The following is a 24,300-nucleotide window of genomic DNA, read 5'->3' on the forward strand; positions in this document are numbered from 1 at the left end:
CTACCCGCTCAGACCCCAGGCCGTCAGCAGGCTTTCAGCGCTGAGGAAGGCGCCCTCCACCCGGCCGCCGTGCAGCCAGTCGCCACACACCGCCAGCTCGCCGCCAGCGAGGATGAGGTGACCCGGCGCGGCGGACACTTCGGCACGGGCGAACAGCCAGCGGTGGCTCAATACCTGATCCGGCTGTACAGTCTCGCCGGTCTGCTCCCGAAACGCCGCCAACAGCGCAGCCTCCACCTCGGCGCCGGTGGCCTCCCGGTGGCTATCGGACCACTCACTGCTGCCATGCAGCACCCACCACTGGCCAGCGTCCTTGCGGCCGGGCTTGCTGCTGTTGTTGGCGGCCCACTGCAGCGGCCCCTGCTGAAACTGAATGCCATCGTAGTCAAGGGATAACGGTGTGCTGAAGTGCGCCGCCACCGCCCAGCAGGGCGTCAGGGCGTCGAGGTGATCCGCCAGGACATCGGCCTCATCGTCCAGATCACTGGCCGCCAGCAGGTCCCGGGCCTGAACCGGCGGCTGGCACAGGATGAGCCGATCGTAGTCGCCCCAGCTGGCGCCGGCCTCATCCTCCAGCTGCCAGCCCTGGTCCGGGGTTTGGCTGATGCGGGTAATGCGGGTGCCGGTGTTCAGCGCCAGGCCGTCTGACAGGGCCCGGGTGATGGCTGACATTCGGGGCACGCCGACATACCGGGTGTCGGCATGGTAGGGGCTCAGGGTGCCGTCAGGGCGCTGGTAGCGCAGCGTTCCCGTCCATTCGCCGAGGCAACCGCTGGCGTGGTCGGCCAGAAACCGGCGGAATCGCGGGTCCCGTACGGTGAAGTACTGCGCGCCCAGGTCCAGGCTGCCCTGCTCAAGCCGCTTCGAGGCCATGCGGCCACCAGGTCCCCGGGCCTTGTCGAACAGGGTGACCTGGAAATCGGCCTGTTTCAGGCGTTGGCCCAGGGTCAGGCCGGCAATGCCTGAACCGATCACGGCGATACGGCGTACCCCTGCCAGCATTGACGATTCTTTTCTCATTCTTGACGCATCCAAACTCATGATCCTAAACGTAGTTAAGGTCATAACATTGCTTTGTTCGCTGAATGCCAAGGTATTTCGAGGTCTTATCAGCGCGACAGCACCGAGCAGACACGTACAGGAAATGACAAGGAAACAGCGGGTATGACCCAGGCGAACCGTTGGCTTTTAAACATTCTAAGGTGGTTCGATTCCGAGGCCGGATTGGATCACATTGATTCCAAATCCCGAAAATTCAATGCGTTGAGGGTGATACCTTTCCTGCTACTTCATGCCGCCTGCCTGCTGGTTCTGGTGGTTGGCGTCAGTCCCTTTGCGCTGGCGTTTGCGCTGGCGTTCTTTGTGGTGCGGATGTTCGCGATCACGGCGTTCTATCACCGCTATTTCGCTCACAAGACCTTCCGCACCTCCCGCTTCTGGCAGTTCCTGTTTGCCCTGCTGGGGGCGAGTGCGGCGCAGCGGGGGCCGCTGTGGTGGGCGGCCCACCATCGCCACCATCATCAACACTCCGATCGCTCCGATGACCTGCATTCCCCACATCATGGCGGCTTCTGGTGGTCCCACATCGGCTGGTTCACCTGCGATGCCGGTTTTGTCACCGACGAGCGCAGGGTACGGGACTGGCTGCGCTTTCCTGAGCTGCGTTTTATCAACCGGTTTGATGCGCTGGTTCCGCTGACGGCCGCCCTGGCGATCTTCGGACTCGGCGAGCTGCTGGCGGCAACGGCGCCCTCCCTCGGCACCAATGGCTACCAGCTGTTGGTGTGGGGATTCTTCGTCTCCACCGTGGTGCTGTTCCACGCCACGGTTTCCATCAACTCACTGGCCCACGTCTGGGGCAGGCGGCGTTTTGACACCGCCGATGACAGTCGCAACAACTTCTTCCTTGCCCTGCTGACGCTGGGGGAAGGATGGCACAACAACCACCATCGCTGGCCCCAGTCGGCCCGCCAGGGCTTTCGCTGGTATGAAATTGATCTCACTTACTACGCACTCTGGCTGATGGCGCGTCTCGGGATCATCTGGGACCTGAAACCGGTTCCGGAGCATATCCAGCAGGAAACCCGGGCAAGGGATGCCAAGAACGGGAGGGGAACATGTCGTCAGTAACTGCAATCAATGGCACTCCGGCATCCAACGGGTCGATGAGTTCGGAGGCCGCGAAAAAGGACATGATTGAACGTTTCCAGGCGCTGTTCCAGGCCATGGCCGGCGGACAGGTTGCCGGCCTGGAGGCGGTCTATCATCCGGACGTGGTGTTTGTGGACCCGTTCACCCGGGTTCAGGGGCTTGAAGCGTTAACCCATTATTTTGAAGGCGCCTACCAGAACGTGATCCGCTGTGACTTCGCCTTTGGCGCCACCGTTGCCGATGATCGGGGATTCTGCCAGCCCTGGACGATGTCCCTGCGCCACCGCCGGCTCCGAAAGGGCGAACTGATCCGGGTGGATGGCATCAGCCAGCTCACGGTGGACTCTGGCCTGGTGCGACTGCACCGGGATTACTTTGATGCCGGCCAGTTGCTCTATGAAAACGTACCGCTGCTTGGTTCGGCGGTTCGCTGGTTGCGGAGGCAGGCGGTATGACCCGGCGACTGACGACACCAACCACCATCTGGCTGACCGGGGCGACCTCCGGCATTGGCCGGGCCCTGGCGGAACAGCTGGTGGCCCGCGGGCATAGGCTGATTGCCTCCGGGCGTAATGAAAGCGCATTGGAGGCATTGCAGGCCCTGAACAGTGAACGGGTCATGCCACTGGCCCTGGACACCACCAGCCAGGAGGATCTGGCGCAGGCCCGGGCCGCGTTCGACCAGCCCTGGCCGTTGCAGATGGTGATACTCAACGCCGGTACCTGCGAGTACCTGGACCCGGCGGATTACCAAAGCTCGGTGGTGGAGGCCAACCTGACCACCAACGTGATCGGCACCAGCCGCTGCATTGAAGCGGCGCTGCCGGCGCTCCGCCAGGCTCGGGCCCAGGGACTGCCCGCCACCCTGGTGATCGTGTCGTCCTCGGCCTGGTGGTTTCCGTTTGGCCGTGCCGAGGGTTACGGCGCCTCCAAGGCGGCCCTGAGCTACCTGGCCCACGCCCTGCGGGCGGACCTTGCTGCGGAGGGCATTGAAGTGGTGACGGTATCGCCGGGGTTTGTGAAAACCCCGCTCACTGATCGCAACGACTTTCCCATGCCTTTTCTCATCGATGCTGACGATGCCGCCGGCAGAATCATCAGTGGGCTGGAAAAGGGGCGCCGAGACATCGAGTTTCCCCGACGCTTTACCTGGACACTGCGGCTGCTTGGTGCCCTGCCCCGGTGCTTGATCGACCGCATGGCGGCGGCAATGTCGAGGAACCAAAAAAACCAGCAGGAAGCCAATCAATGAACCAACCGCGTCAGCGAATTGCCATCATCGGAACCGGGATCGGCGGGCTCACCGCCGCCTGGCTGCTGAAAGATGAGCACGACGTACAGCTCTACGAGGCCAACGATTACGCCGGTGGCCATACCCATACCCGGGTGGTCCATCGCAATGGCGTTGACTGGCCAGTGAACACCGGGTTCATCGTGTTCAACGACTGGACCTACCCCAACTTCATCAAGTTGATGGACCGTCTGGGCGTCGCATCCGAAGAGAGCGACATGAGTTTCAGTGTCGACAGCGAGGCGTCGGGTCTGCAGTACAACGGCAATCGCCTTAATACCCTGTTTGCCCAGCGCCGTAATCTTCTGAATCCGCCGTTTCTGCGGATGGTGCTGGAGATCCTCAGGTTCAACCGTCTGACCCGGGATGACCTGGCCAACGACCGCATCCAGGACGATGAGCCGCTGGGCAGTTACCTCAACCGTCACGGTTTCTCCCGCTACTTCCGCAACCATTACATCGTGCCCATGGGCGCGGCGATCTGGTCGGCGCCGGAGGTGGTGCTGGAACAGTTCCCGGTGCGGTTTTTCCTGCAGTTCTTCAACAACCACGGCATGCTGTCGGTGGATGACCGCCCCACCTGGCGGGTGTTGTCCGGCGGGTCCGCCAGCTACGTGCACCGGATGATGGCCACCTTGGGCTCGCGTACCCGGCTCAACTGCCCGGTGACGTCGGTCAGGCGCGAGGCGGACCAGGTGCTGGTGTCCTGTGCAGACGGCACCGAAGCCTTCGATCAGGTGGTGTTCGCCTGCCACAGCGATCAGGCGTTGGCGATGCTGGCCGATCCGACCGAGGCCGAGCGGGAGATCCTTGGCGCCATTCCCTACCAGATGAACGACGTGGTCCTGCACACCGACGAATCGGTGCTGCCTTCCAACCGGTTGGCCTGGGCCGCCTGGAACTACCGGGTGCCGGCCCATGCCACGGAACCGGTGTCGGTGACCTACAACATGAACATCCTGCAGAATTTCCATCAGTCGTCGGAGACGTTCTGCGTCACCCTGAACCGGACCCGGGATATTGATCCCGACAAGATCATCGATCAGTACCGCTACGCCCATCCGGTGTTCAGCATGGAGGCCGTTGCCGCCCAGCAGCGCTACCACGAGATTGGCGGCCACAACCGCAGCCACTTCTGTGGTGCCTACTGGTTCAACGGCTTCCATGAGGATGGCGTTCGCAGTGGCCTGCGCGTGGCACAAGCCTTTGGTCTGGGGCTGGACTCATGACCGCAACGTCTGCGCTATCGCCCTGGCGTAGCCAGTGGCTGCAGGGCGAGGTCCGTCACCGGCGCCGGGCACCGGTGAACCATGAGTTCCGTTACCACACCGGCATGCTGTGTCTGAACCTGGCGGAATGGCACCGGCTGGACTCCCTCAGTCGCTGGTTGTCAGTGGAGCGCTTCAACTGGGTATCCCTGTACCGACGGGACTACTTTCTGCCCGAGGCACCGGATCTGGACACAGCGGTGCGAGACTGGGTACACGATGCCACCGGCTGGCGCCCGGACGGGGCCGTTGAGCTGGTGACGCACCCCCGCTACGCCGGCCATGTGTTCAACCCCGTGAGCTTCTACTTCTGCTATCCGGAGAGCGCGGACCCTGCCAGCGGCGCCGTGCCGAGAGTCATCCTGGCCCAGATCACCAACACGCCCTGGAAAGAGCGCCACGTCTACTGCCTGGAACCAGACACGGAACAACAGGAGCGCAAGGCTGGCGGCTGGCAGAGCGTGCGTTTCCGTTTCCCCAAACGCTTCCATGTCTCTCCGTTCAACGGCATGCGGCAGGACTACCAGTGGCTGTTCAGCTTTCGTGATGACCAGCTGCGCATTCACATGAATGCGTACGAAAACGGTGAGAAGCAGTTTGACGCCACCCTGGCGATCCAAAGGCAGCCACTGACTCGTAAGATCTTCCATCAGGCGCTGCGGCGCTTTCCCCTGGAGTGCGCCAAGGTGGTCACCGGCATTTACTGGCACGCGCTGCGACTGAAACTCAAGGGCGCGCCGTTCTATACCCACCCGGACAAACTGCCGGAGGATTGCCCGGAGCACGCCCTGGGCCGCAACGACACCGGGCGCCTGTTACCGGGTAGTGCGGGAACCGCGGCGGGTAGTACCAGTGACATTAACAGTGACAGTGCCAGTGACATTAACAGTAACAGCCGACAGACAAACCGCAGGCATACACCGACAGACAGTGGAAGGGTCCATTCATGGCGAACCTAGAATCAGCAAATACCGTCTCGCAGACCGGGAATGGCAACTCGAAGGGTGATGCCGCGTCATCACGCGATGGTGGCGGTGCCGCTATTCAGCTCACCCGCAAGCTGGTACTGGCCCAGTTGGGTGCCCTGGGTAACGGTGTGCTGAGGATTCGGGAGCCTGGCCGGGCAGATGTGGTACTGGGAGATGGCGATGCCCGCTATCCCGCCGCGGAGATGGTGGTGCACGATGCCAGCACCTGGACCGATCTGGTCACCGGCGGCAGCATCGGAGCGGCTGAAGCGTTTGTTGCCGGCGACTGGGACACACCGGATCTCACCAGTCTGCTGCGGTTTTTCGCCCGTAACGTCGACCGGATGAACCGTTTCGAGGATCGCTTCTCCTGGATCTCGAAGCCGCTGCTTAAAGGGCTGCACTGGCTCAATCGCAATACCCCTGCTGGCTCCCGCAAGAACATCCAGGCTCATTACGACCTGGGCAACGAGTTGTTCGAGACCTTCCTCGACCCGACCATGATGTACTCCTCCGCCAAGTACCCCCATGAGCAGGCCTCGCTGGAGGAAGCGGCGGTGCACAAGCTGGACCTGATCTGCCGCAAGCTGGATCTCGGACCCGACGATCACGTGGTGGAGATCGGCACCGGCTGGGGTGGCTTTGCCATCCACGCAGCGAAGCACTATGGCTGTCGAGTCACTACGACGACCATCTCCGAACAGCAGCTGGCGCTGGCAAAGGCGCGGGTTGAAGACGAAGGTCTGGCGGATCACATCACCCTGTTGTTCGATGACTACCGCGACCTTGCCGGCCAGTTCGACAAGCTGGTGTCGATTGAAATGATCGAGGCGGTGGGCCCGCAGTATCTGGACAGCTATCTGGCCAAGATTGATCAACTGCTCAAGCCCGGTGGCCAAGCACTGATTCAGGCCATCAACATGCCGGAGCAGCGTTATCAACGGGCGTTGAAAAATGTGGATTTTATCCAGCGCTTCATCTTCCCGGGCAGCTTTATCCCGTCGTTCGGCGCCATCCTGGGCTCGGTACGGCGGCGCAGCGATCTGGTGCTCTCACACGTGGAGGATCTGACCCCGGACTACGCCCTCACCCTGGCTGACTGGTGCCAGCGCTTTATGGCCCACAGCGACCGCCTAGAGGCGCTTGGCTATGACCAGCGGTTCCGCCGGCTGTGGCAGTTCTATTTCGCCTACTGCGAGGCCGGGTTTTCCGAGCGGACCGTCGGTGTCGCCCAGATCCAGCTGGAGAAGCCGTTCGGAGTCTGAATGAGCCACATCCGATCCCGTCCTTGGCGTCTGTTCACCAACTTTGTGCTGTTCCAGGCCGGTTGGCTGGTGTGCGTTATCGGCACCAACCATCTGGCGGTGCTGGTGGCTGTGGCGCTGGTGGTGCTTCATCTGCTGCTGGTCAGTCACCGGCCGGCGCTGGAGCTGGGATACATAGCTCTTGGTACCGTCGCAGGTTCACTACTGGACGGACTGTGGTGGCAACTCGGTATCCTGCAGCCGGCAACCGGCGCACTGGATGCGGCATGGATTCCGTTATGGCTGGTGTTGCTGTGGTCGCTGTTCCTGACCACCATCAATCACTCCCTGGCGTGGGTGGCTGACCACCGCTGGCTGCCCTGGCTGCTCGCTCCCATTGCCGGCCCGTTGGCGTACTGGTCGGCAAGCCAGCTTGATGCCGTCCGGCTGCAGCCGATGTCGCTGGCCTTCATCGCGCTGGGCTGGCTGCTGGTGTTTCCTCTGCTGATCCAGCTTCGCAACCGCTGGTTTCGGGCGCTGGCAGCGGGAGAGACCTCATGAGCGGGGCAGGCTATCAACCACGTCTTCAGGCTGTCCGGCCCGCCCGGACGGTGGCGGTGGCCGCTGTGGCGGCGCTGGCACTGGCGGCTGGGCCGGCGACAGCGCAGGAGCTGTTCCGCTTTACCGGCACCGCCTACGCCGGGTCGGAGCAGCCGGTCTATGAGGAACAGCACCAGGTACGCGGCCAATGCCGTCAGGGCCGGTTCCGGCCGGAGCAGCACGAGGTGCGCTACGTCGATGTTGGCAGTGGCGAAACCATCGGCAGCAAGCAGCTGACCTACCCCGGACGGCTGACCCAGCCGGAGGTGAGATTTGAGCTGCCATCGTGGCAGCAGTCCCTGGTGATTACATCCAGTGGCAACGGGGAACTCCGGGTTGAATCCCGTGAGCGCGGGAATCTTGAGACCGCCAGAGTTGAAATCAGCGACGCCGTGGTGGTTGATGCCGGCTTTGATCACCTGGTTCGGCAACACTGGTCGACCCTGTTAAACGGCGAATCGGTGCCGTTCCGGTTTCTGGCGCCGTCCCGGGGCGAGCACTATGGCTTTGAGCTGGAGCCCGAGCCGGGCAATGACTACCACCTGGCGGTCACCATCCGGCCCAGCGGGTTGATGATGAGACTGCTGGTCGATCCGATTGTGCTGGGCTACGACCGCACCGGCGCCCTGGTGCACTATGCCGGCCTGACCAACATTCCCCGCACCCGGGACCAGAACCATGAAGCGGACATCCGCTACCAGGTGACAACCCAGCCCGCCTGCCCCCTGCTTTCCCCTCAATAACGCCCGCTCTGGCCTCGGCCGACTCGCAACTGACACTTTCGCCCCGATTGCCGTAGACCGTGCCACATCCGCTCCGGGCTTTCTGTGTTAGACTCGGGCGATATTTGACGGGGCTGTCTCAAAGCCCCCTAACCCTATGAGTCAGTTGAGTATTCGCCCATGATGTTTGTATCGTTCAACGTCAACAGCATCCGTACCCGGTTGCATCAGTTGCAGGCTGTTATCGACACCTTCCAGCCGGACGTGATTGGTCTGCAGGAGACCAAGGTGGCGGACGACGCGTTTCCCCGGGCGGAAGTGGAGGCCATGGGCTATCACGTTCACTTCCATGGCCAGAAAACCCACTATGGCGTTGCCCTGCTGTCCCGTCAGGCGCCGGCTTCGGTGCAGAAGGGATACCCCTGGGATGACGAGGACGCCCAGCGCCGGTTTGTAGCGGCGGACTTTGAGGTTGGTGACCAGACCCTGACGGTGATCAACGGCTATTTCCCCCAGGGGGAGAACCGCAGTCATGAGACCAAGTTTCCGGCCAAGCGCAAATTTTACGCCGACCTGATGCAATACCTCGACGATATCGGTGGAGACAACCGCCAGATCGTGGTGATGGGCGACATGAACATCTCCCCCACCGACCGGGATATCGGCATTGGCGATGCCAACGCCAAGCGCTGGCTGCGGGAGGGCAAGACCAGCTTCCTGCCGGAGGAGCGCGAGTGGCTGTCACAGGTTGAGTCTCGCGGGCTGACCGACGTGTTCCGCCACCTTCATCCTGAGGAAGCGGACACCTTCAGCTGGTTTGACTACCGCAGCCGCGGCTTTGAACGGGACCCCAAGCGGGGCCTGCGTATCGACCTGATCATGGCGAGTGCCGGGTTGCTGGATAAGGCGGTTGAGGCCGGCGTGTCCTACGAAATCCGCGGGATGGAGCGTCCGTCTGATCATTGTCCGGTGTGGGCGCGGATTGATATCTAGGGACGGAGGGCCGATCGCGCCACCATGAAGAAAAAGGTCAAGACCCGGGATCGCATTCTCAGCACCAGTCTGGTGTTGTTCAACTCGGTGGGGGAACCCAACGTGACGACCCTGCTGATTTCCGACGAACTGGAAATCAGCCCCGGCAACCTTTACTACCACTTCAAGAGCAAGGGCGACATTGTCGCCGAACTGTTTGACCAGTTTGAACTGGAAATGCAGGACCTGCTGGCGGTGCCGGACGATGTGGAGGTATCGCTGGACCAGCTGGGCATCTTCCTGCATCTGCTGTTTGAGGCGGTGGCGCGTTACCGCTTTCTGTACCAGGACCTGGTTAACGTGCTGTCCCGTTACGATGCCCTGCAGGCCAGATTCCGCCGTATTCTGGCGGCCAAGAAGCGGGCCTTTCAGACCCTGTGCGCCAGTCTCCAGCGCCAGAAGATGGTGGCACTGCCGGGGCCCCAGCTTGATGCACTTTGTGAGCAGTTGACGCTAACTTGCTGTTATTGGAGTAGTTACGACACCCTTTCACATCTTGAAGATCGGGACTCGGTAAACCCGGGGCGTGGGGTTTACCAGATGCTGCACCTGCTGATGCCCTACCTGGGCGAAGCAGAACGTGAACAGATGGCGCTGATCAGCCAGGATTACTGGTAGGCATGACCGCCGGCAAGAGCCGGCTCGGCGCATTGAAATTCCCCTACTCTTCTTCTGACCGCGGCTCGCCCCGCAGTTCACGGAGCTCCGACTCCAGCGCGTCGATGCGCTTTTCAAGCAGTTCGATTTCCTCCCGGCGATGAATACCAAGCCGGCGCAGTGCGCCGGAGACCCGCTGGTCAAACAGGTTTTCCAGCTTGTCCCAGGTACCGGTGGCTTTTTCCCGAACGTCTTCGACCCGGTCTTCCACCGACTTCACGTGTTTCTCAACCACGCCACGGGTTTTGCTCTCAAGCTGTTCGCCTTCCTGTACCAGTCGATCAAAAAACTTGCCGGCATCCTCTTCCGCCTTGGTGTAGGCACCGAGACCGGCCAGCCAGATCTGCCGGGCCGAGTCCTTGATCTTACCATGCAGCTGGGGATCGGTTTCTGGCTTGTGATCGTCGTGTTCAGACATCGGTAAAACCTCGGGCGCAAGGGGCTTGGGTGTTGTTGTGCAGCGTTCTCATTGTATCGCAGTGTTGTCAGAAATTCAGTGTCTTAGCGGCCTGAGCGGAGTCAAAAAAGCGTAATCAGGAACGGTTGCTATAAGCATTGGTTCAATATGACGAAATGAACTCAAACAGCCGTGAAACCACCTTGAACTGTGCAAAATTTCGTCAATACTTCCTATACCGGTATCCCTGCTGATGCCGGTTTGTCTGGAAGTCTTTCATGGATACTACTCGCACGCCTCTGCCCGGCCATCAGTGCCGGGCTTTTTTCCGCCGGCAAAACGATATATAATTTAATATATTGTATAATAGCATATTGATACTGCGGGCCGCCCATTGGTCCGCTGCGGATTGACCGGAGAGCGCCCATGCTTGATCGCAACCCTGATTGCCATTCTGACCACAGCTCTGATCACCGTCTTGATCACTGCCCTGAACACTACATTGATCAGGAAGCCATGCTGCAGTCGGCGGAACAGGCCAGTCTGTTTCTGAAGTCCCTGGCCAACCGTGATCGCCTGCTGTTGCTCTGCCAACTGACGGAGGGCGAAGCCAGCGTCAGTGATCTGGAACAGCGAACCGGCATCGGCCAGCCGTCGCTGTCCCAGCAACTGGGGGTGTTGCGCCGGGAAGGGCTGATCGCGCCCCGGCGCGCCGGCAAGCAGGTGTTCTACCGCCTGGCCGATCCCCGGGTCGAGGCTCTGCTCGGCCAGCTTTACGAACTGTTCTGCCGGCCCCAAGGCCCGGATGAACAACCGGATGAGACCATTGGAGACATGAAATGATCACCATTGACTGGGCGTCCTTTACGCCCCTGTCGGCCTTGCTGGGGGGCGTCATGATTGGTGGAGCGGCAGGCCTGCTGTTGCTGCTCAACGGTCGCATTGCCGGCATAAGCGGCATCCTCGGTGGCCTGCTTGGCGGCAATCGTCGCGACGCCGGCTGGCGCCTGGCCTTTCTGGCCGGGCTGTTGCTCGCTCCGTGCCTGTGGATGCTGGTTGCCGCCCTGCCTGCTGCGGTGATCGAGGCCGACTATGCCACCCTGGTGGTCGCGGGGTTACTGGTTGGGGTTGGCACCCGGTATGGCTCCGGCTGCACCAGTGGTCATGGTGTGTGTGGGCTGTCGCGGTTGTCGCCGCGATCGCTGATTGCCACGCTGAGCTTTATGGCCGCCGGCTTTGGCACCGTTTACCTGATTCGACACGCTGTAGGAGGCTAATCGATGAAACTCTGGATCACGTCGTTTCTGGCCGGGCTGGTCTTTGGGCTTGGGCTGATCGCCTCCGGCATGGCAAACCCGGACAAGGTGCTGTCCTTCCTCGACCTTGCCGGTGCCTGGGACCCGTCCCTCGCGCTGGTCATGGTGGGGGCCATTGCAGTCGCCAGTGTCGCGTTTGCTCTGGTGAAGCGACAGTCGGCACCGGTATTTGGTCGCGAGTTCCAGCTGCCCACAGCAGTCCGCCCGGACCGTCGTCTCGTCTTGGGCAGTCTGACCTTCGGCGTCGGTTGGGGCGTTGCCGGCTTCTGCCCCGGCCCGGCCCTGGTGGCTCTTGGCGCCGGTATTCCCAAGGCTGCGGTGTTTGTGGCGGCGATGGTCGCCGGTATGGCACTGTTTGAATTGCTTGAACGTTGGCGCACACCCCGGCGGGCCGGATAGAATAGTTGATCAACCGTGTCGGAAACATGATGCCCAGAGGACCTGCTGCATGGACCCAAGAAAGATAGACGACGACATCTCGGTAGCACCGCAGATTCAGCCGGAAGACGTGGCAGAGGCCGCGCGTCTGGGATTTAAGACGCTGATCGCCAACCGTCCGGATCATGAGGAGATGGGGCAGCCGGAGATGGACGAGATTGCCGCGCTCGCCCGTGAACATGGTCTGGACTGGATCTATCAGCCGGTTCAGTCCGGCAATATCCAGGATCAGGACGTCGAGGCGTTTGGCCACCATTACCGGGATGCCCAAAAACCTGTGCTGGCGTTCTGCCGTAGTGGCACCCGTTGCTGCGCCCTGTGGGCCCTCAGCCACGCCGGGGAGCTGCCTGCAGACATCATCCTGCTCAAGGCCCTCAATGCCGGCTATGACCTTTCCGGCCTGAAGTATCGGCTGCTGTAGCACCGACTGCCCTGCCCGGGCTGCATCCGCCGACTGATCTCTATCGGCTGCGGCCCCGTATTCCATCAGTTGTCATTTGCGCCAAAGGAACTCTCATTTCATGCAATACAAAGGTGTCGATCACTTCACTCATGGCCAGCCAGAGCGGCTTGGGGTTCTGATTACCAACCTGGGGACGCCGGATGCCCCCACCACACCCGCCCTGCGCCGTTATCTGGCGGAGTTTCTGGCAGACCCCCGGGTGGTGGAAGTGCCGCGACTGATCTGGTGGTTCATTCTGCATGGCGTAATCCTGCGTATTCGGCCATCCCGCTCGGCCGAAGCCTACAAAAAAGTCTGGACCAGCGAAGGGTCACCGCTGATGCTCCACACCGAAAAGCAATGCGAAAGCATCCGGGAGGTACTGCAGACCCGTTACGGCGACGATCTGGTGGTGGACTTTGCCATGCGCTACGGCGAACCCTCGATTGCTCAGGCGCTGGACCGGATGGAAGCCAAAGGCGTGCGCAAGCTTCTGGTGCTGCCGCTGTACCCTCAGTATTCCGCCTCCACCTCCGCCTCTACCTTTGACGCCCTGGCCGCGGACTTTGTCGCCCGCCGTCGGCTGCCAGATCTGAGGTTTGTCTCCCACTACCACGACTTTCCGCCGTACATCGAGGCAATGGCGGCGCACATTGAGGCGCACTGGCAGGCTCATGGCCGCAGCGACAAGCTGATGCTGTCCTACCACGGTGTTCCGCTGCGCTACCTGAAGAACGGCGACCCCTATCACTGCGAATGCCACAAGACATCACGGCTGTTGGCCGAACGCCTTGGGCTTGAAACCGGGGATTACCTCACCACCTTCCAGTCACGGTTTGGCCGCGAAGAGTGGCTCAAGCCCTATACCGATGAGACGCTCAAATCGCTACCCGGACAGGGCGTGCGAAGCGTGGACGTGTTCTGCCCGGGATTCTCGGCGGACTGCCTGGAGACCATTGAGGAAATTGACGAAGAAAACCGGGAGTACTTCCTGGAAACGGGTGGCGAGTCCTTCCGCTACATCCCCGCACTGAACAGCGAGCCCGGCCATATCGACGCGCTGGTCGCACTTATTGAGCAGAACCTTCAGGGCTGGCCCCGTCCGGACAATCGCGAGCAGCTGTTGCAGGATCAGGCTCAGCAGGCCCAGGCCCTGGGCGCTGAGAACTAGACCCCAGCTCTTCATTCCCCTTCTGGTCCTGACCTGGCAGTGATTGGCAGAACACGCAGTCCTCCAGGTCGTTCCCGGCGCCACCGGTTTCCACGTACCGGACCCGGTGCCGGGACTGTCCCCGATTGGTCGACACGGCGTATCGAGAATTCTCCATGCGATCAGTTTCTGAATAGTCTTTGCTCATGAGAAAACCTTCTGGGCGAAGCAGCGGAATCGGTTCTTGAGTGGCCATTAGAGACTCATGGCCTGAAAAGGTTCCGCACAGAAACTCAGTGAGCTTACGACGGCTTCGCTGGCCTACCATGCCGCCCCGGTCCACTACCAGCAAAGGCAGCCAGGTTGTTGAAATATTGAGCATAATTATTGCCTGACCGTCCGCGTCTGTTTTACACTCTGCGGCGCGCTGCCGACGTGCAAACGGTATGCATTCAAGCCTCATCAGGCCCTCGCTCACCGGAGCTGCAAACGCTGAAAGGACGCTGTCGGAGACGCTGCAGGCCGGCAGTACAGGCCATTGAGAGGCCCTACAAACAGTAAGAAGGGATGCTTATGAAGGACTTCAAGATGGGCGAAGTTCTGGGGTTGATGCGCCAGACCGCTCCTTTTCTCATTTTCCGCTTTCTGATCTATTTCGGTATCACCCTCGCCTATGTCCTTGCGACCGGCATAGGTGCAGGCCTGGGCTATTTCGTCGGTCATATCGGTGACGATCCCAGTGGGTACGGCGCCTGGGGTGGCCTTATCGGGTTCGGTGCTATTTCGGGCGTGGCCTATTTTCTTCGCGAATACCTGCTATACGTGGTCAAGGCAGGCCATATCGCCGTTCTGGTGGAGCTCATGGAAGGTCGCGAGCTGCCGCAGGGGCGCGGCCAGATTGACTATGCCCAGGAAATCGTGCGCCAGCGCTTTGTCCAGGCATCAACACTGTTCGGCGTTGACCAGTTGATAAAGGCGGTATTGAAGACCTTTAACAAGGCCTTTTTCACGCTTTCGTCGTTGATCCCGATTCCGGGTTTCCAGGGCGTGGCCAATTTCATCAATACCGTCATCAACCTGTCGCTAACCTATCTGGATGAGGTCATCCTGGCGTACAACTTGCGCACCAAAGCCGACAACCCCTGGCGCGCCAGTCAGACAGCCCTGATTCTCTACGCGCAGAACTACAAAGTCTTTCTGAAAAACGCCTTCTTCCTGGCATTCGTGATCTGGGGCATGACCCTGGTCGTGTTCCTGCTGATCCTGGCCCCGGTGGCCGGACTGGTTTCTCTGTTTCCCGGTACCGCAGGTCCGTTAACGGTGATTATTGCTCTGGTCTTTGCCTGGGGCGTCAAACAAGCCGTCATTGAGCCGCTGGGCATGACCGCCCTGATGCAGATCTTCTTCAATACCACCGAAGGCCAGGAGCCAGATCCCGAGTGGGACGCCCGGCTTAACGAGGTGTCCGACAAGTTCGCGTCATTCCGCGACAACGCCTTGGCATGGGACAAGGACAACAGCAAGGGGTAACTTCTACCAACGCCCCTACCCCTGACGTGCCTGCTCCTTCAATTGGTGGCCGTTGGCGATCATTGCGGAGGAGTAAGGTATGTCGAGGAAAGCGCGGTCGCGCTAATACTCCTCCTGTTCTGGTGTTGCTGGCGGTTGCTGAAGTGGTCTCGTTGAGCGCCGGTAACGCCATTCTGATTCTGACAGCCACAGCGGATCGATCAATCCTTGGCGCAACGGTTGCCAGTTGAGCAACCGGAGGAACCGCCCTGAGCGGAACCACATGCAAATAGCAAAATCACCCGAAGATTGAACCGATAATATTGCCGATCATTTCAAAAACAGAAAGCACACCTTCCACGAACACTTCGAAGAAACCTGTGACGCACTCCAGAGCGCTGTCAGCGGCTATCACAACTGGGGTTGCTATTGCCCCAAAGGAAGAGACAAGCACGAAAGCGACTACCAGATTGAGTCCCGCAAAAACAATGTAAGTTGTTGCGCCAATAAGCGACAAGGAAGACGCCGCTCTCAACAGCTTTATCCAGATAGGACAATCTTCTTTTCTCTTCATTTCAGTCCCTGAAACAATGACGACTGGTTTTGGCGGCGACTAGGGAGCCTCGGATTAATATGTTGAATTAACTTAGTCTTCGCATCTTTACTTATCAGAGCTTCAATTATAGATAGGCACCACACTAGCACTACTTCTTCTTCTCAGCCGCTCAACTATAGTATTTAACTCATCTTCCGTGATCACCTTTTCTGAAGCCAAAAACTTCAAATGCCTCAGGTAGATTGATACTTTTTCATTTTTAGATAGTTTATTGCTATATTCAATTGCCTTGATCTTTCTCTCCAGTTCATCAACAAATTCTTCTACAGCCTTCTTTGATGGTTTGGATGGGCTAAGAAAAATGATACCCTCGCTGGTCCTTCGATCATTGAATATAAGCAGGTTTTTATATGCCCCTTGAAGCTTTACCATTGAAACAAACGAAAATGTACCAAAAACCAAAAAAGCGACAAGAGCTTTGGCGCCCGTATCTTCACTGTCGGCTGTAGTGATCATAATATAGAGCGAAATTAGAGCTAGCGCGGTCGATAACAGAAACGCTGATATCGTAACAACTTTTAGATGTCGATAAGTTGTAGGGCGTGATGTTAAATTATCTATGGGAATCGATGTAGTAGTGGAATTTGAAAGGCTTGAGCTTGTGAACTCCAATTCTCTGTCATCATTAACTGTCAATACAACTTTCTTGAACGGAAAGTACCTTTGTTCGAGTTTAAGCATTATATCTCCTTGGACATAAGGTCGCCAGCATACGGGCCTTTGTAGTAGAGGGAAGCCGAAACGGAAAAGCCGCCGCTACCCTTAGCACCACTGCGCAATGGATGGTTCAAGCTTCACCATTCCCAGGGTCTCCCCTTTTCGGAGCTGTATATAGAGTGTTTTGAGGCCTAGAGTCAAATACCCAGGCTACCTAATCAAATGATCTCTATACTCCAACCACAAAAACAAGCCTAATGGTATCAAAATTAAAGGTAAGTGCTCTACACCCCAAACACCAACAACTGCGATTACTATTTGATGGATAAGCAAAACGGAAGATGCCAACAGCACGCTCCAGAAACGCAGAAAGAACAATCCAATATTTGAGATTAGCCAAAGTACCAACAAGGATACAATTGCATAAAAATACCAGGGTTCAAAGTTCGCATCATAAGATGCCTTATTGGTTATCGCGATTGCAAGAACTCCTGAACCTACCAAAGCGGAGATTACGCAGAATAGCGGAATAATTAATGGTCGCTTCATGTTCGCTCTTTAAAAGGCAGCTGGGTAGCATGGCGGCATGCATAATCGAATAGGCGCCAATTTTTCCGATATTAGTTTTAATCGTAAAATATAGAAGATTAAGGCACTAGCCCCCTATATTTTTACCTATTTACCGACACTTTGGCGGAAGACCGGTAAATAACAGCGGTTATTCAGATATTCCCTAGACACATACCTTAAATCCGGCTTAAATGCATCGATTGACATCACAGCAAATTGTTATTCGCCACTCAAAAACCGGGATTCACCATCAATGACCCAAAAGATCTTTTCTACAGGAATTAAACCCCAGAAGTCATCATAAGCTGAGCTCCAATTTTTAGGGGCAAACTTTTCAAAAACTCCACTAGGCTCTGGAAACAAATTCTTTAGAACTTTGAGATCTAAATCAATGTATACGGATGGCCGCATCTCCAAAACACTTTCATTAGAGGCTAAGGGTTGGTAAAGCTGCATTAATTCCTGTAGTTCGTCCGTTGACACTTCGAATTCTTTGAATCTTTCTATTAGTAATTTCCCGTTACCATTAGTCAACGAATCCAAAAGCTCTATATCACTTTGATCCGCCTCCTGCCCGAACACACTGGACAGCGACACTCGATCCAAAAAGCACTCATCTTTCTCCACTACATACCAAGTGCCTACGCCCCCTGACACCACATACGCAATTATGTTTTCAGAATACTCCGGATATAGCTTCATTCCGCCAAAAAACTCCGCAGAGATTTTATACGACATAAAAATGTGCAAAATAAGAAACTCACGACAACGGCGATGTCTTGGTTGTGGACTCAATTCACGGACATGGCGCTCAGCTAAGCTCTGTCTCTATAATATTAAATGTAAGATTTATTATCTCTCACTTATAACGCTGTAGTTTTAATTATGCCGCAATAGTATACATAGTTATCCATTGAAGCATCTGCATACGCATCAGCATTTGATACATGTCCATAGCCACCCACTCTAGCTATTTCTACACCGTTTCTGAATGATATCAGAACTCCGTGCTCCTCCTCCCAATCACAACCGCCAGTAAACTGACAATAGAACTCCTTAGTAATTTGACTACAACAAATAGACAATGATGATATGTGAACATAGTCGAGAATATTGGAATCGTCATATTGAGGTGGCATCTCTTCAAGAGATTCCTCACCAGCAACAAAAACGAAATTTTTATAGTAGGCATACAGATGCTTTTTTGTGATATCTCTGGCTTCGTTACCTAAGGCCAGAGAGTTCAATAATGTCTGCTCGATTCCATCTCTCAAATCTTGTAAATCCTGATCATCAAAGTCCAATCTTATCGATACCTTTAAACCATTTAGAAACTTTATGGAAACTTCTTCTGACATCCAATCGTACAAACTCTCGTCATATTCGCTCTCGACTCTATTGAAAATGATATTTGCCAGATTAATTTCCATTGACAATTCCTTAGAACAATTGTGAAAAATAATTATCTGAACCAATCCTGGCAACAATCATGGAAAGTCTTCAGCTCAGGTTTCATAATGACTAACCTCCGAAGAATTTTTCTCTGATGGTTCTAAACCGTGTTGCCACTGCTTAATGTGGAACCGCCACATCGGCATAATGGCGCCGACTTGGTTCGCGCCATAAGAGACAATCCGCAAAAAACAGAACAGACCTATTACTTATTTAACTTCGGGCTTATAAACCGTCTAAACCTATTATCCAATTTGTGATGTTTTTCTCCAAAACTCTACATCTTCATTGGTGATTTTTTCTTTACCCCATCCATCGCCCTCATGAAACAATGAAAACTTGAACGGGGTTAAGCAAGGCAAATGATGTAGTTTGGAAGCAATGATAACTTGCTTAAGTGATTCATAAGAGATTTGGTTGTTAGCAGAACCCCAAAAGCTGGACCAAAGAATTTCAACAGTTCCCTCAATAAGTGTTCGAAACACATGCTCTGAAACACCTGAACCCTGAAGCTGCGATTTTAGCGCCTCAGGAAAAGAATCGCCAAGCCCACAATTTACTAATTCTGGCTTTGCTTCTTCCCAAGAACAAAACTCATCCGGATATCTTATTAATGGATATTGCCACATATACTCTAAAAACTCTGTTGTGTAATCAGAGTTCACTGAGTTTTTATTACAAAATCTCTCTATGATTAATAATGCTATAGCTTCTCTGGCTGTTAGAGATAGTGTTTTACATGATTCCAAATAAGATTCCATACTCCTCCAAGGAATAACGCCGCGCTCTGGGGCAAATCGAAGCGCAGAGTAGGTTTGTCAATAGCAGCACTTGATGGGCAGTCAGCTATGTCTGAATCCACCAAGTTCTCGCACTCAAATTCCGATCTTATCGGAAGACAACATTATGTTACGAAGAATTTGCGTTGAGATTGCTGCGCCATCCTCTTCGATAGCCAATGAAAGGCTCAACTCCTCTGAGTTATCAAGAAATTTCCATACTAGCGCAATAGTTTCTTCAATCTCGTTGTCAAAGATCTCATGCTCGAAAACAGGCGCCTCGGTTTCGAGGGCCCAGGTGACTTCAGCAATATTTGCCTTGGATAGTGAGCGGACTGCCTTCACGACAGCGGCCGATTTCGAGCCACCAAGAACCGTAATTGAGATCACCGACATACATATCCTCTGCTTTTCCCTAACAGACATTATATAGCGTGCTTCAATAGTGAAAAAATTTGACTGCATCATTATTACGTAGTGTAGTGGCAATAGCGATCCCTTGAGTTCCTAGCAGAACAATAGCCTATCCACCCGTAACGACAAACACCCTCATCTATGGCATTTCGGTAATGTCAGCCCGTCAAAATAGCCGTGAAGGAAGCAGAACGCCCATGGAAGAACTTGAGGGTTTCTCTGTATACCCCGTGTCAGAAACCGAATCTTATCTGCGTGATGCAGACGGCCAGCGTGTTGCCCGACTTCCCGGTGTTGTCCTGGAGAAAGCGTTCCGCCTGAAGGATGGCGCGTTTCTGGCTGTGACCACCGACGATTGCCCCTTTGAGGAGGGGTTTCACATTTCGCTGTTCAGATCGGATGGTTCACCGCTGGAAACAGCCTGCAGGGCGATTCCATACTGCCCCGGTATCATCACGGATCTCTTTGCGATCAGCGATGATGCGGTGAAGATGGTGCTGCAGGACGGCGAAACCATCGTCATCGCGGTCCGCCCAGAGGGGACCAGAAGTCCGTTGAAGTTCATCCAGCAACGATTCATTTCCAATAACGGTATCTTCGGGAGGCACTACCTTGAGATTTCAGCCCCATAGGATGACAGCGGGCCAGCGATAGGATCAGGGGTGTAAGCGGCTGATGAAATCCAGGATTGCTGTTGCGCCTCAGAAAACCGCGACCATCGGAAAGGTTCAATGATTGTGAAAATATCGTTTTCGAGAGGAGGCAAAAATCGGAGAGGATTGAAACGATGTTGAAGCCAGAGAAGAAAGTGGCGGTGGGCCAGGGATTCGAACCCCGGGAAGGCTATTAACCTTCGGCGGCTTTCAAGACCGATTCACTTAATTCTATAAAATGCATAAAAATCAATGCATTAAGATTTTTTTCTTAGAAGATGGCGTATGCCAAAACTCAAGCGCAAGGCCCGTGGTTACGCGAGTAAAGCATTGCATTTTCTAAGCAATGTTTTTGTGTATCATTAGCTACTGAAGGCTAAAGACTAGTCGTGTTCTGTGAAACCGGCCCTATTCACAAGTCCATCGGGGGAATCTTACGTTACCTCATCTTTAAATTTGGCAAGTCAATTAAAGCTGGCCTTCCTTGCGACGTTGAGTGGGCATTAGTTATAGAGCAAAAGTTCCGATTTGATAAGATCGCAAGAGTCAGTTGTCTCGGCGACGCTCCTTGATGTCAACAATAAGTCGTTTAAGTTCTTGAATGTCAGTACCTAGGTCTGTTGCGGACGGTAAAGATATGCCCCGATCCGCAGATGGGTCATGTGCTTCAACCACATCACAGCAGCGTTTGTGAATACGATCGATAGCTTCATATTCGGGCATGCTAAAGCCCACCACGCCTTTTAGCTTGTTAACCTTAACCCAGTCCCGGTACCTGGCGACAACACCGTTGAAGATAACATCCTGGATAACTCTCTCAACTGTGGCTCTTAACTCGCTATAGAGTATCCTAAGCTCGCGAATTAGAGCCTCGGACGGGTATGGTGACCATTGGTGGGCTAAATCTTGCTGGCCGATCTCTAGCGACTCTATACGTGCTTTATATCCTTGGTGTCCCCAGGGCAGCCCTTCTCGCACATAGCCCACAGAGTCTCGATCTCTCTCCAGATACATTAACCGATAGCTTGTAGCGCTTTGATCTATTTCGTCGCGTAGTTGTCCGAGAAACGAAGTGTCGTGAGTGAAAACGATTACTTGTCTTTTCGATGCCTCCTCCACCAATCGTTTGGCAACGCGTATTCTCCGCCAGTGATCAAGAGAAGAAACAGGATCATCAAAAATGATACCGCCCTTATGGTTAGCTGTGGCTAGCTCAGCGAAAAAGGATGCCAGCGCGATGGCGCGCTGTTCCCCTTCGCTTAGTATTTCATCAATTCTTGTTTCGGTCGGAACATCTAAGATTAGCCTGTGAAGCATCTGTCCCTTGAGAGTTCGGCTCGTTAGCACAGTCCTTATATGATCTACCCCAAGCGCGCCCAACTCTTCCTCTAAAGCCGCTCTCAGCTCTTCGTTAACTGCGTGGCTTGCGAGTTCTTTTGACTTGGCTGATATTGGCCTTGTGTTTAGGGTGCGTTGGCACTCCTGGAGCGCGGCTTTCTGCTTGATATTGCGTAGCACAGTTAACAGGGGCGCTAGAACTTTCGATAGCTCCAAGCGAGCTGAAAGCTCCGCTCGCTCTTCTTCGAGCCTCCGCTTCTTTTTTGGATCTGAAGCGCGGATGAAATTTCTAGCGAGTTGTAACTGCTTCGCCGCTAAGCTGCGAATATCTGTTCGTGGTGAGGCGTGAAGAGGACTGACGTTTAGCCAGTCATTGGATGTTACGGCACGAAGCATCGATTCTCTGCGGTTTTGAACACTGGTCTCGAATTCCCGAATCTGAAACGGGAGATTCGCATCTAGCATGGAAATTTCGTCAGCCAGATTTATGGTCATACCCACATGGAGCTTGGCGCTTTCTATCTTGTTCACCGCATCGGACAGGGCTTGCTGGTTCTTATTGGCTTGTACCGATACGTCTGATTCGACGTATTTTGCAAAGCGAATGAGTCGACTATTTGCCTCTTCGGTCAGGTTCTGCTGACAGAGGGGGCAGGCCTCGTATGCCTCAGCTGAAGGAAATCCTGTTTCCTTGTACACTTCTTCCACAGCAAAGCGCTTGGCTGCATAGAAAAGTGCTTTCCATGCTTCCGAGCCAGTTCCTGGTATCAAATCTTCCCCAGCTCGCAAAGCTTCTGCTGCATCGTTGACCGCTTTGTCAGCGGATATTTTATCGTTGGTTAGCTTTGCTAGCTTCCTGACGGCTGCGTCTGACACCCATTTAAGTGGATCGTCTAGATCATCTGCCAGATTCTTCAAACGCTCTTTGGATAGCGTTAGTTCTTTGGCCTTTACCAGTGGATCGACGTTAGCCAGAACATCATTTAATTCCTTTAGTCGTTCATTTTCCTCTTCACTGAGAGTGCTTAGCTCTGTGATGTCTTCTTCGCTGGTATTGGGTCCCAGCTCGCTAACCATTCTGCCCGCTTGGGTCGCTCCCCTTAAGTGAACGAAGGGGCTGGTATCAACGTTAAGCTTTTCAATTTCCTCATCTAAAAGATGCTTAATCCGTGGGATTACTTTGTTGGCGAGACTTTCAATGATATCCAAGCCGTAAGGCAAGTAAGCTACGTCGTGTTCGTCAGTCAGGATAGAGCGCGCGCATCTAGTGTCGAAAACGGATATTGTCGACAGAGGCTCAGGTGATACCTGATCTCGAGACCAGTCGAGCGTTTGAGGGCTGCCTTCCAGCTCAATTTCAAACCGGCCTGTTGGCTCCTTTAGAGCGGCTTCAGAATCTGAAGCGTCAGGGTGTATCGACTCAGTTTGATCGCGCGCTCTGCACGCTCTTTTAAGTACTCGAGCATACCCAGATTTGCCAGAGCCATTTGCGCCGAATATCACTGTGATGCCGCTGGGTTCGAAGATCAGCTCTTGGTCAGGACTGATCTTATTTACGTGGCTAAGGCCTCCCATCGACTTGACAATAACAGAGCTTTCAGGAGCGAGAGTGGTGGGTAGGTGGTCTTTGCTCAGAGGGTCGGGCGACAGTTCGGTCTGATCCAGCAGTCCATTCTCTGCTTTCATCAGTGCATAAAGTTCCTGATAGTCTTGGTCGCTTAAGATACTCTCCTGTGCAAATAGCCGCCTTAGTGCGTCCCTTATCCAGTCTGGAAGGTCTTGGCTCCAATCTAGAATGTTTTGTAGCAGAGGTGTGGTAGATGGTGTTTCGTCTACCTCACTGACTGTTTCTGGTGCCTCCCCTTCGTTTCGCTCATATGTACTTTGTGAGGAGCTTGCTTGAAAAGGTTCCCAAGGAGTGCATGAGTTGATCCATCGCTCTGCAGCATCGTCGCTGACGTCAAAAGTTTCTTTTGTGATTACGTTAATCAATTTCATCGCCCGACTCCTTGGCTGGGATGGCAACTCCACGTCCCGAAGAAGAATAAATTTTACTCCATGTTGGCTAAAATAGCGTGCTTGCGCAAATTTAGGTATTAATCCCGATTCGGGGCAAGGAGATGGACGCTATAGATTATTGCCATGGACAGGTTTTGATTGCTCACGAAGTATTAATGCGCTGAAAGATCGCGCCGAGGCTGCATTATGAAACTGGGGCTTACCGATAGGGCGCACAAATTGCGGAAGAAGCTGAAATAGATTGGCTAAAAGGAGGGGGCCTTGTAAAGCGATCTCTCGGCCGAAACTGTGATAGATCCGCAATTAGCTTCAGGTACGGCCGAGGGCACCGTGTCTCAAGTAAGCGCCGACAATGCTGCCAGACGGGTGCAGCAAATTTCTTGAGTAATCTTTGTTAAATTCGCGAATTTTGGGAGAGCATCTTCTAAAACCATAGAACATGGAGTTATCGAGAGCTTTTCGGTAGCTCTTAGGAGGAATCTTGAAAGGATCTGTAGAGTATTGCATTTAAAGGAAAAAATGGCGGTGGGCCAGGGATTCGAACCCCGGGAAGGCTACTAACCTTCGGCGGTTTTCAAGACCGCTGCATTCAGCCACTCTGCCAGCCCACCGTTTAA

The 24,300-nt window shown here is 55.2% G+C and carries 26 protein-coding genes and 1 tRNA gene; 17 read left to right on the forward strand and 10 right to left on the reverse strand.

Annotated features, from left to right (window positions below):
* A complete protein-coding gene (locus J2887_RS10450) occupies nucleotides 1-1,020 on the reverse strand; it encodes an NAD(P)/FAD-dependent oxidoreductase (RefSeq protein WP_227175942.1) in 1,020 nt (339 codons plus the stop codon).
* A 144-nt stretch (nucleotides 1,021-1,164) separates the two neighbouring features.
* On the opposite strand from J2887_RS10450, the gene J2887_RS10455 reads away from it, so the two are divergent.
* From J2887_RS10455 to J2887_RS10500, 10 genes are all read left to right on the forward strand, one after another.
* On the forward strand, nucleotides 1,165-2,130 hold the full coding sequence (locus tag J2887_RS10455; RefSeq protein ID WP_227175943.1) for an acyl-CoA desaturase: 966 nt from the start codon (nucleotides 1,165-1,167) through the stop codon (nucleotides 2,128-2,130).
* Entirely contained in the window at nucleotides 2,118-2,606 is a 489-nt protein-coding gene (locus J2887_RS10460) for a nuclear transport factor 2 family protein (RefSeq protein WP_227175944.1), read from the forward strand. Before J2887_RS10455 ends, J2887_RS10460 begins: the two co-directional genes overlap by 13 nt.
* Nucleotides 2,603-3,403: an SDR family NAD(P)-dependent oxidoreductase gene (locus J2887_RS10465; protein WP_227175945.1), complete on the forward strand. Its 801-nt coding sequence runs from the start codon at nucleotides 2,603-2,605 to the stop codon at nucleotides 3,401-3,403. Before J2887_RS10460 ends, J2887_RS10465 begins: the two co-directional genes overlap by 4 nt.
* Complete coding sequence (locus J2887_RS10470; protein WP_227175946.1) at nucleotides 3,400-4,671, forward strand: NAD(P)/FAD-dependent oxidoreductase; 1,272 nt, start codon at nucleotides 3,400-3,402, stop codon at nucleotides 4,669-4,671. Before J2887_RS10465 ends, J2887_RS10470 begins: the two co-directional genes overlap by 4 nt.
* The gene (locus J2887_RS10475; RefSeq protein WP_227175947.1) at nucleotides 4,668-5,669 is read left to right on the forward strand and encodes a DUF1365 domain-containing protein; all 1,002 of its coding nucleotides are present in this window, start codon (nucleotides 4,668-4,670) and stop codon (nucleotides 5,667-5,669) included. Before J2887_RS10470 ends, J2887_RS10475 begins: the two co-directional genes overlap by 4 nt.
* On the forward strand, nucleotides 5,657-6,943 hold the full coding sequence (locus tag J2887_RS10480) for an SAM-dependent methyltransferase (RefSeq protein WP_227175948.1): 1,287 nt from the start codon (nucleotides 5,657-5,659) through the stop codon (nucleotides 6,941-6,943). Before J2887_RS10475 ends, J2887_RS10480 begins: the two co-directional genes overlap by 13 nt.
* Nucleotides 6,944-7,483 carry a DUF2878 domain-containing protein gene (locus J2887_RS10485; protein WP_227175949.1) on the forward strand — a complete coding sequence of 180 codons (540 nt, stop codon included), beginning with the start codon at nucleotides 6,944-6,946 and terminating at the stop codon, nucleotides 7,481-7,483.
* The gene (locus tag J2887_RS10490; RefSeq protein ID WP_227175950.1) at nucleotides 7,480-8,265 is read left to right on the forward strand and encodes a hypothetical protein; all 786 of its coding nucleotides are present in this window, start codon (nucleotides 7,480-7,482) and stop codon (nucleotides 8,263-8,265) included. The genes J2887_RS10485 and J2887_RS10490 overlap by 4 nt, the downstream gene beginning before the upstream one ends.
* A 159-nt stretch (nucleotides 8,266-8,424) precedes the next feature.
* A complete protein-coding gene (xthA, locus tag J2887_RS10495; protein ID WP_227175951.1) occupies nucleotides 8,425-9,237 on the forward strand; it encodes an exodeoxyribonuclease III in 813 nt (270 codons plus the stop codon).
* 24 nt (nucleotides 9,238-9,261) lie between these two features.
* Nucleotides 9,262-9,894, forward strand: a complete 633-nt coding sequence (locus tag J2887_RS10500) for a TetR/AcrR family transcriptional regulator (RefSeq protein ID WP_227175952.1) — start codon at nucleotides 9,262-9,264, stop codon at nucleotides 9,892-9,894.
* Between the two features lie 43 nt (nucleotides 9,895-9,937).
* Here J2887_RS10500 and J2887_RS10505 read toward each other — a convergent pair whose 3' ends face one another.
* Nucleotides 9,938-10,351, reverse strand: a complete 414-nt coding sequence (locus J2887_RS10505; RefSeq protein ID WP_227175953.1) for a phasin family protein — start codon at nucleotides 10,349-10,351, stop codon at nucleotides 9,938-9,940.
* Nucleotides 10,352-10,846: 495 nt separating this feature from the next.
* Between J2887_RS10505 and J2887_RS10510 the strand changes: the two genes are divergently transcribed.
* From J2887_RS10510 to J2887_RS10535, 6 genes are all read left to right on the forward strand, one after another.
* On the forward strand, nucleotides 10,847-11,173 hold the full coding sequence (locus J2887_RS10510) for an ArsR/SmtB family transcription factor (RefSeq protein WP_228752872.1): 327 nt from the start codon (nucleotides 10,847-10,849) through the stop codon (nucleotides 11,171-11,173).
* Entirely contained in the window at nucleotides 11,170-11,607 is a 438-nt protein-coding gene (locus J2887_RS10515) for a YeeE/YedE family protein (protein WP_227175955.1), read from the forward strand. Before J2887_RS10510 ends, J2887_RS10515 begins: the two co-directional genes overlap by 4 nt.
* Before the next feature lie 3 nt (nucleotides 11,608-11,610).
* Entirely contained in the window at nucleotides 11,611-12,045 is a 435-nt protein-coding gene (locus J2887_RS10520) for a DUF6691 family protein (RefSeq protein WP_227175956.1), read from the forward strand.
* Nucleotides 12,046-12,094: 49 nt separating this feature from the next.
* The gene (locus J2887_RS10525; protein WP_227175957.1) at nucleotides 12,095-12,505 is read left to right on the forward strand and encodes a TIGR01244 family sulfur transferase; all 411 of its coding nucleotides are present in this window, start codon (nucleotides 12,095-12,097) and stop codon (nucleotides 12,503-12,505) included.
* Between the two features lie 100 nt (nucleotides 12,506-12,605).
* Entirely contained in the window at nucleotides 12,606-13,697 is a 1,092-nt protein-coding gene (gene hemH / locus J2887_RS10530) for a ferrochelatase (RefSeq protein ID WP_227175958.1), read from the forward strand.
* 552 nt (nucleotides 13,698-14,249) lie between these two features.
* Nucleotides 14,250-15,206, forward strand: a complete 957-nt coding sequence (locus tag J2887_RS10535; RefSeq protein ID WP_227175959.1) for a hypothetical protein — start codon at nucleotides 14,250-14,252, stop codon at nucleotides 15,204-15,206.
* A gap of 277 nt (nucleotides 15,207-15,483) precedes the next feature.
* Here J2887_RS10535 and J2887_RS10540 read toward each other — a convergent pair whose 3' ends face one another.
* From J2887_RS10540 to J2887_RS10565, 6 genes are all read right to left on the reverse strand, one after another.
* Nucleotides 15,484-15,759: a hypothetical protein gene (locus J2887_RS10540; protein ID WP_227175960.1), complete on the reverse strand. Its 276-nt coding sequence runs from the start codon at nucleotides 15,757-15,759 to the stop codon at nucleotides 15,484-15,486.
* Nucleotides 15,760-15,861: 102 nt separating this feature from the next.
* The gene (locus tag J2887_RS10545; protein ID WP_227175961.1) at nucleotides 15,862-16,482 is read right to left on the reverse strand and encodes a hypothetical protein; all 621 of its coding nucleotides are present in this window, start codon (nucleotides 16,480-16,482) and stop codon (nucleotides 15,862-15,864) included.
* A 765-nt stretch (nucleotides 16,483-17,247) separates the two neighbouring features.
* Complete coding sequence (locus J2887_RS10550) at nucleotides 17,248-17,766, reverse strand: hypothetical protein (RefSeq protein ID WP_227175962.1); 519 nt, start codon at nucleotides 17,764-17,766, stop codon at nucleotides 17,248-17,250.
* 125 nt (nucleotides 17,767-17,891) lie between these two features.
* A complete protein-coding gene (locus J2887_RS10555) occupies nucleotides 17,892-18,458 on the reverse strand; it encodes a DUF6985 domain-containing protein (RefSeq protein WP_227175963.1) in 567 nt (188 codons plus the stop codon).
* A 267-nt stretch (nucleotides 18,459-18,725) separates the two neighbouring features.
* Nucleotides 18,726-19,241 (reverse strand): hypothetical protein, encoded by a 516-nt coding sequence (locus tag J2887_RS10560; protein ID WP_227175964.1) that lies wholly within the window; start codon nucleotides 19,239-19,241, stop codon nucleotides 18,726-18,728.
* A 114-nt stretch (nucleotides 19,242-19,355) separates the two neighbouring features.
* On the reverse strand, nucleotides 19,356-19,655 hold the full coding sequence (locus J2887_RS10565; RefSeq protein ID WP_227175965.1) for a hypothetical protein: 300 nt from the start codon (nucleotides 19,653-19,655) through the stop codon (nucleotides 19,356-19,358).
* A gap of 215 nt (nucleotides 19,656-19,870) precedes the next feature.
* On the opposite strand from J2887_RS10565, the gene J2887_RS10570 reads away from it, so the two are divergent.
* A complete protein-coding gene (locus tag J2887_RS10570; protein ID WP_227175966.1) occupies nucleotides 19,871-20,305 on the forward strand; it encodes a hypothetical protein in 435 nt (144 codons plus the stop codon).
* A gap of 567 nt (nucleotides 20,306-20,872) precedes the next feature.
* On the opposite strand, the gene J2887_RS10575 is transcribed toward J2887_RS10570, so the two are convergent.
* Entirely contained in the window at nucleotides 20,873-23,662 is a 2,790-nt protein-coding gene (locus J2887_RS10575) for an AAA family ATPase (protein WP_227175967.1), read from the reverse strand.
* 541 nt (nucleotides 23,663-24,203) lie between these two features.
* Nucleotides 24,204-24,294: transfer RNA gene (locus J2887_RS10580), tRNA-Ser, on the reverse strand.
* Between the last annotated feature and the right edge of the window lie 6 nt (nucleotides 24,295-24,300).

It is taken from the genome of Marinobacter sp. CA1 (assembly GCF_020546665.1).
Classification (GTDB): Bacteria; Pseudomonadota; Gammaproteobacteria; order Pseudomonadales; family Oleiphilaceae; genus Marinobacter; species Marinobacter xestospongiae.

What these genes read in the sequence shown, in the direction of transcription:
- J2887_RS10535 (WP_227175959.1), top strand. Translation starts at nt 14,250, where the DNA reads ATGAAGGACTTCAAGATGGGCGAAGTTCTGGGGTTGATGCGCCAGACC.
- J2887_RS10480 (WP_227175948.1), top strand. Translation starts at nt 5,657, where the DNA reads ATGGCGAACCTAGAATCAGCAAATACCGTCTCGCAGACCGGGAATGGC.
- J2887_RS10575 (WP_227175967.1), bottom strand. Translation starts at nt 23,662, where the DNA reads ATGAAATTGATTAACGTAATCACAAAAGAAACTTTTGACGTCAGCGAC.
- J2887_RS10455 (WP_227175943.1), top strand. Translation starts at nt 1,165, where the DNA reads ATGACCCAGGCGAACCGTTGGCTTTTAAACATTCTAAGGTGGTTCGAT.
- J2887_RS10485 (WP_227175949.1), top strand. Translation starts at nt 6,944, where the DNA reads ATGAGCCACATCCGATCCCGTCCTTGGCGTCTGTTCACCAACTTTGTG.
- J2887_RS10565 (WP_227175965.1), bottom strand. Translation starts at nt 19,655, where the DNA reads ATGTCGGTGATCTCAATTACGGTTCTTGGTGGCTCGAAATCGGCCGCT.
- J2887_RS10475 (WP_227175947.1), top strand. Translation starts at nt 4,668, where the DNA reads ATGACCGCAACGTCTGCGCTATCGCCCTGGCGTAGCCAGTGGCTGCAG.
- J2887_RS10490 (WP_227175950.1), top strand. Translation starts at nt 7,480, where the DNA reads ATGAGCGGGGCAGGCTATCAACCACGTCTTCAGGCTGTCCGGCCCGCC.
- J2887_RS10525 (WP_227175957.1), top strand. Translation starts at nt 12,095, where the DNA reads ATGGACCCAAGAAAGATAGACGACGACATCTCGGTAGCACCGCAGATT.
- J2887_RS10540 (WP_227175960.1), bottom strand. Translation starts at nt 15,759, where the DNA reads ATGAAGAGAAAAGAAGATTGTCCTATCTGGATAAAGCTGTTGAGAGCG.
- J2887_RS10465 (WP_227175945.1), top strand. Translation starts at nt 2,603, where the DNA reads ATGACCCGGCGACTGACGACACCAACCACCATCTGGCTGACCGGGGCG.
- J2887_RS10470 (WP_227175946.1), top strand. Translation starts at nt 3,400, where the DNA reads ATGAACCAACCGCGTCAGCGAATTGCCATCATCGGAACCGGGATCGGC.
- J2887_RS10500 (WP_227175952.1), top strand. Translation starts at nt 9,262, where the DNA reads ATGAAGAAAAAGGTCAAGACCCGGGATCGCATTCTCAGCACCAGTCTG.
- J2887_RS10550 (WP_227175962.1), bottom strand. Translation starts at nt 17,766, where the DNA reads ATGTCGTATAAAATCTCTGCGGAGTTTTTTGGCGGAATGAAGCTATAT.
- J2887_RS10505 (WP_227175953.1), bottom strand. Translation starts at nt 10,351, where the DNA reads ATGTCTGAACACGACGATCACAAGCCAGAAACCGATCCCCAGCTGCAT.
- J2887_RS10560 (WP_227175964.1), bottom strand. Translation starts at nt 19,241, where the DNA reads ATGGAATCTTATTTGGAATCATGTAAAACACTATCTCTAACAGCCAGA.
- J2887_RS10570 (WP_227175966.1), top strand. Translation starts at nt 19,871, where the DNA reads ATGGAAGAACTTGAGGGTTTCTCTGTATACCCCGTGTCAGAAACCGAA.
- J2887_RS10520 (WP_227175956.1), top strand. Translation starts at nt 11,611, where the DNA reads ATGAAACTCTGGATCACGTCGTTTCTGGCCGGGCTGGTCTTTGGGCTT.
- J2887_RS10510 (WP_228752872.1), top strand. Translation starts at nt 10,847, where the DNA reads ATGCTGCAGTCGGCGGAACAGGCCAGTCTGTTTCTGAAGTCCCTGGCC.
- xthA (WP_227175951.1), top strand. Translation starts at nt 8,425, where the DNA reads ATGATGTTTGTATCGTTCAACGTCAACAGCATCCGTACCCGGTTGCAT.
- J2887_RS10545 (WP_227175961.1), bottom strand. Translation starts at nt 16,482, where the DNA reads ATGCTTAAACTCGAACAAAGGTACTTTCCGTTCAAGAAAGTTGTATTG.
- J2887_RS10515 (WP_227175955.1), top strand. Translation starts at nt 11,170, where the DNA reads ATGATCACCATTGACTGGGCGTCCTTTACGCCCCTGTCGGCCTTGCTG.
- J2887_RS10460 (WP_227175944.1), top strand. Translation starts at nt 2,118, where the DNA reads ATGTCGTCAGTAACTGCAATCAATGGCACTCCGGCATCCAACGGGTCG.
- J2887_RS10555 (WP_227175963.1), bottom strand. Translation starts at nt 18,458, where the DNA reads ATGGAAATTAATCTGGCAAATATCATTTTCAATAGAGTCGAGAGCGAA.
- J2887_RS10450 (WP_227175942.1), bottom strand. Translation starts at nt 1,020, where the DNA reads ATGAGAAAAGAATCGTCAATGCTGGCAGGGGTACGCCGTATCGCCGTG.
- hemH (WP_227175958.1), top strand. Translation starts at nt 12,606, where the DNA reads ATGCAATACAAAGGTGTCGATCACTTCACTCATGGCCAGCCAGAGCGG.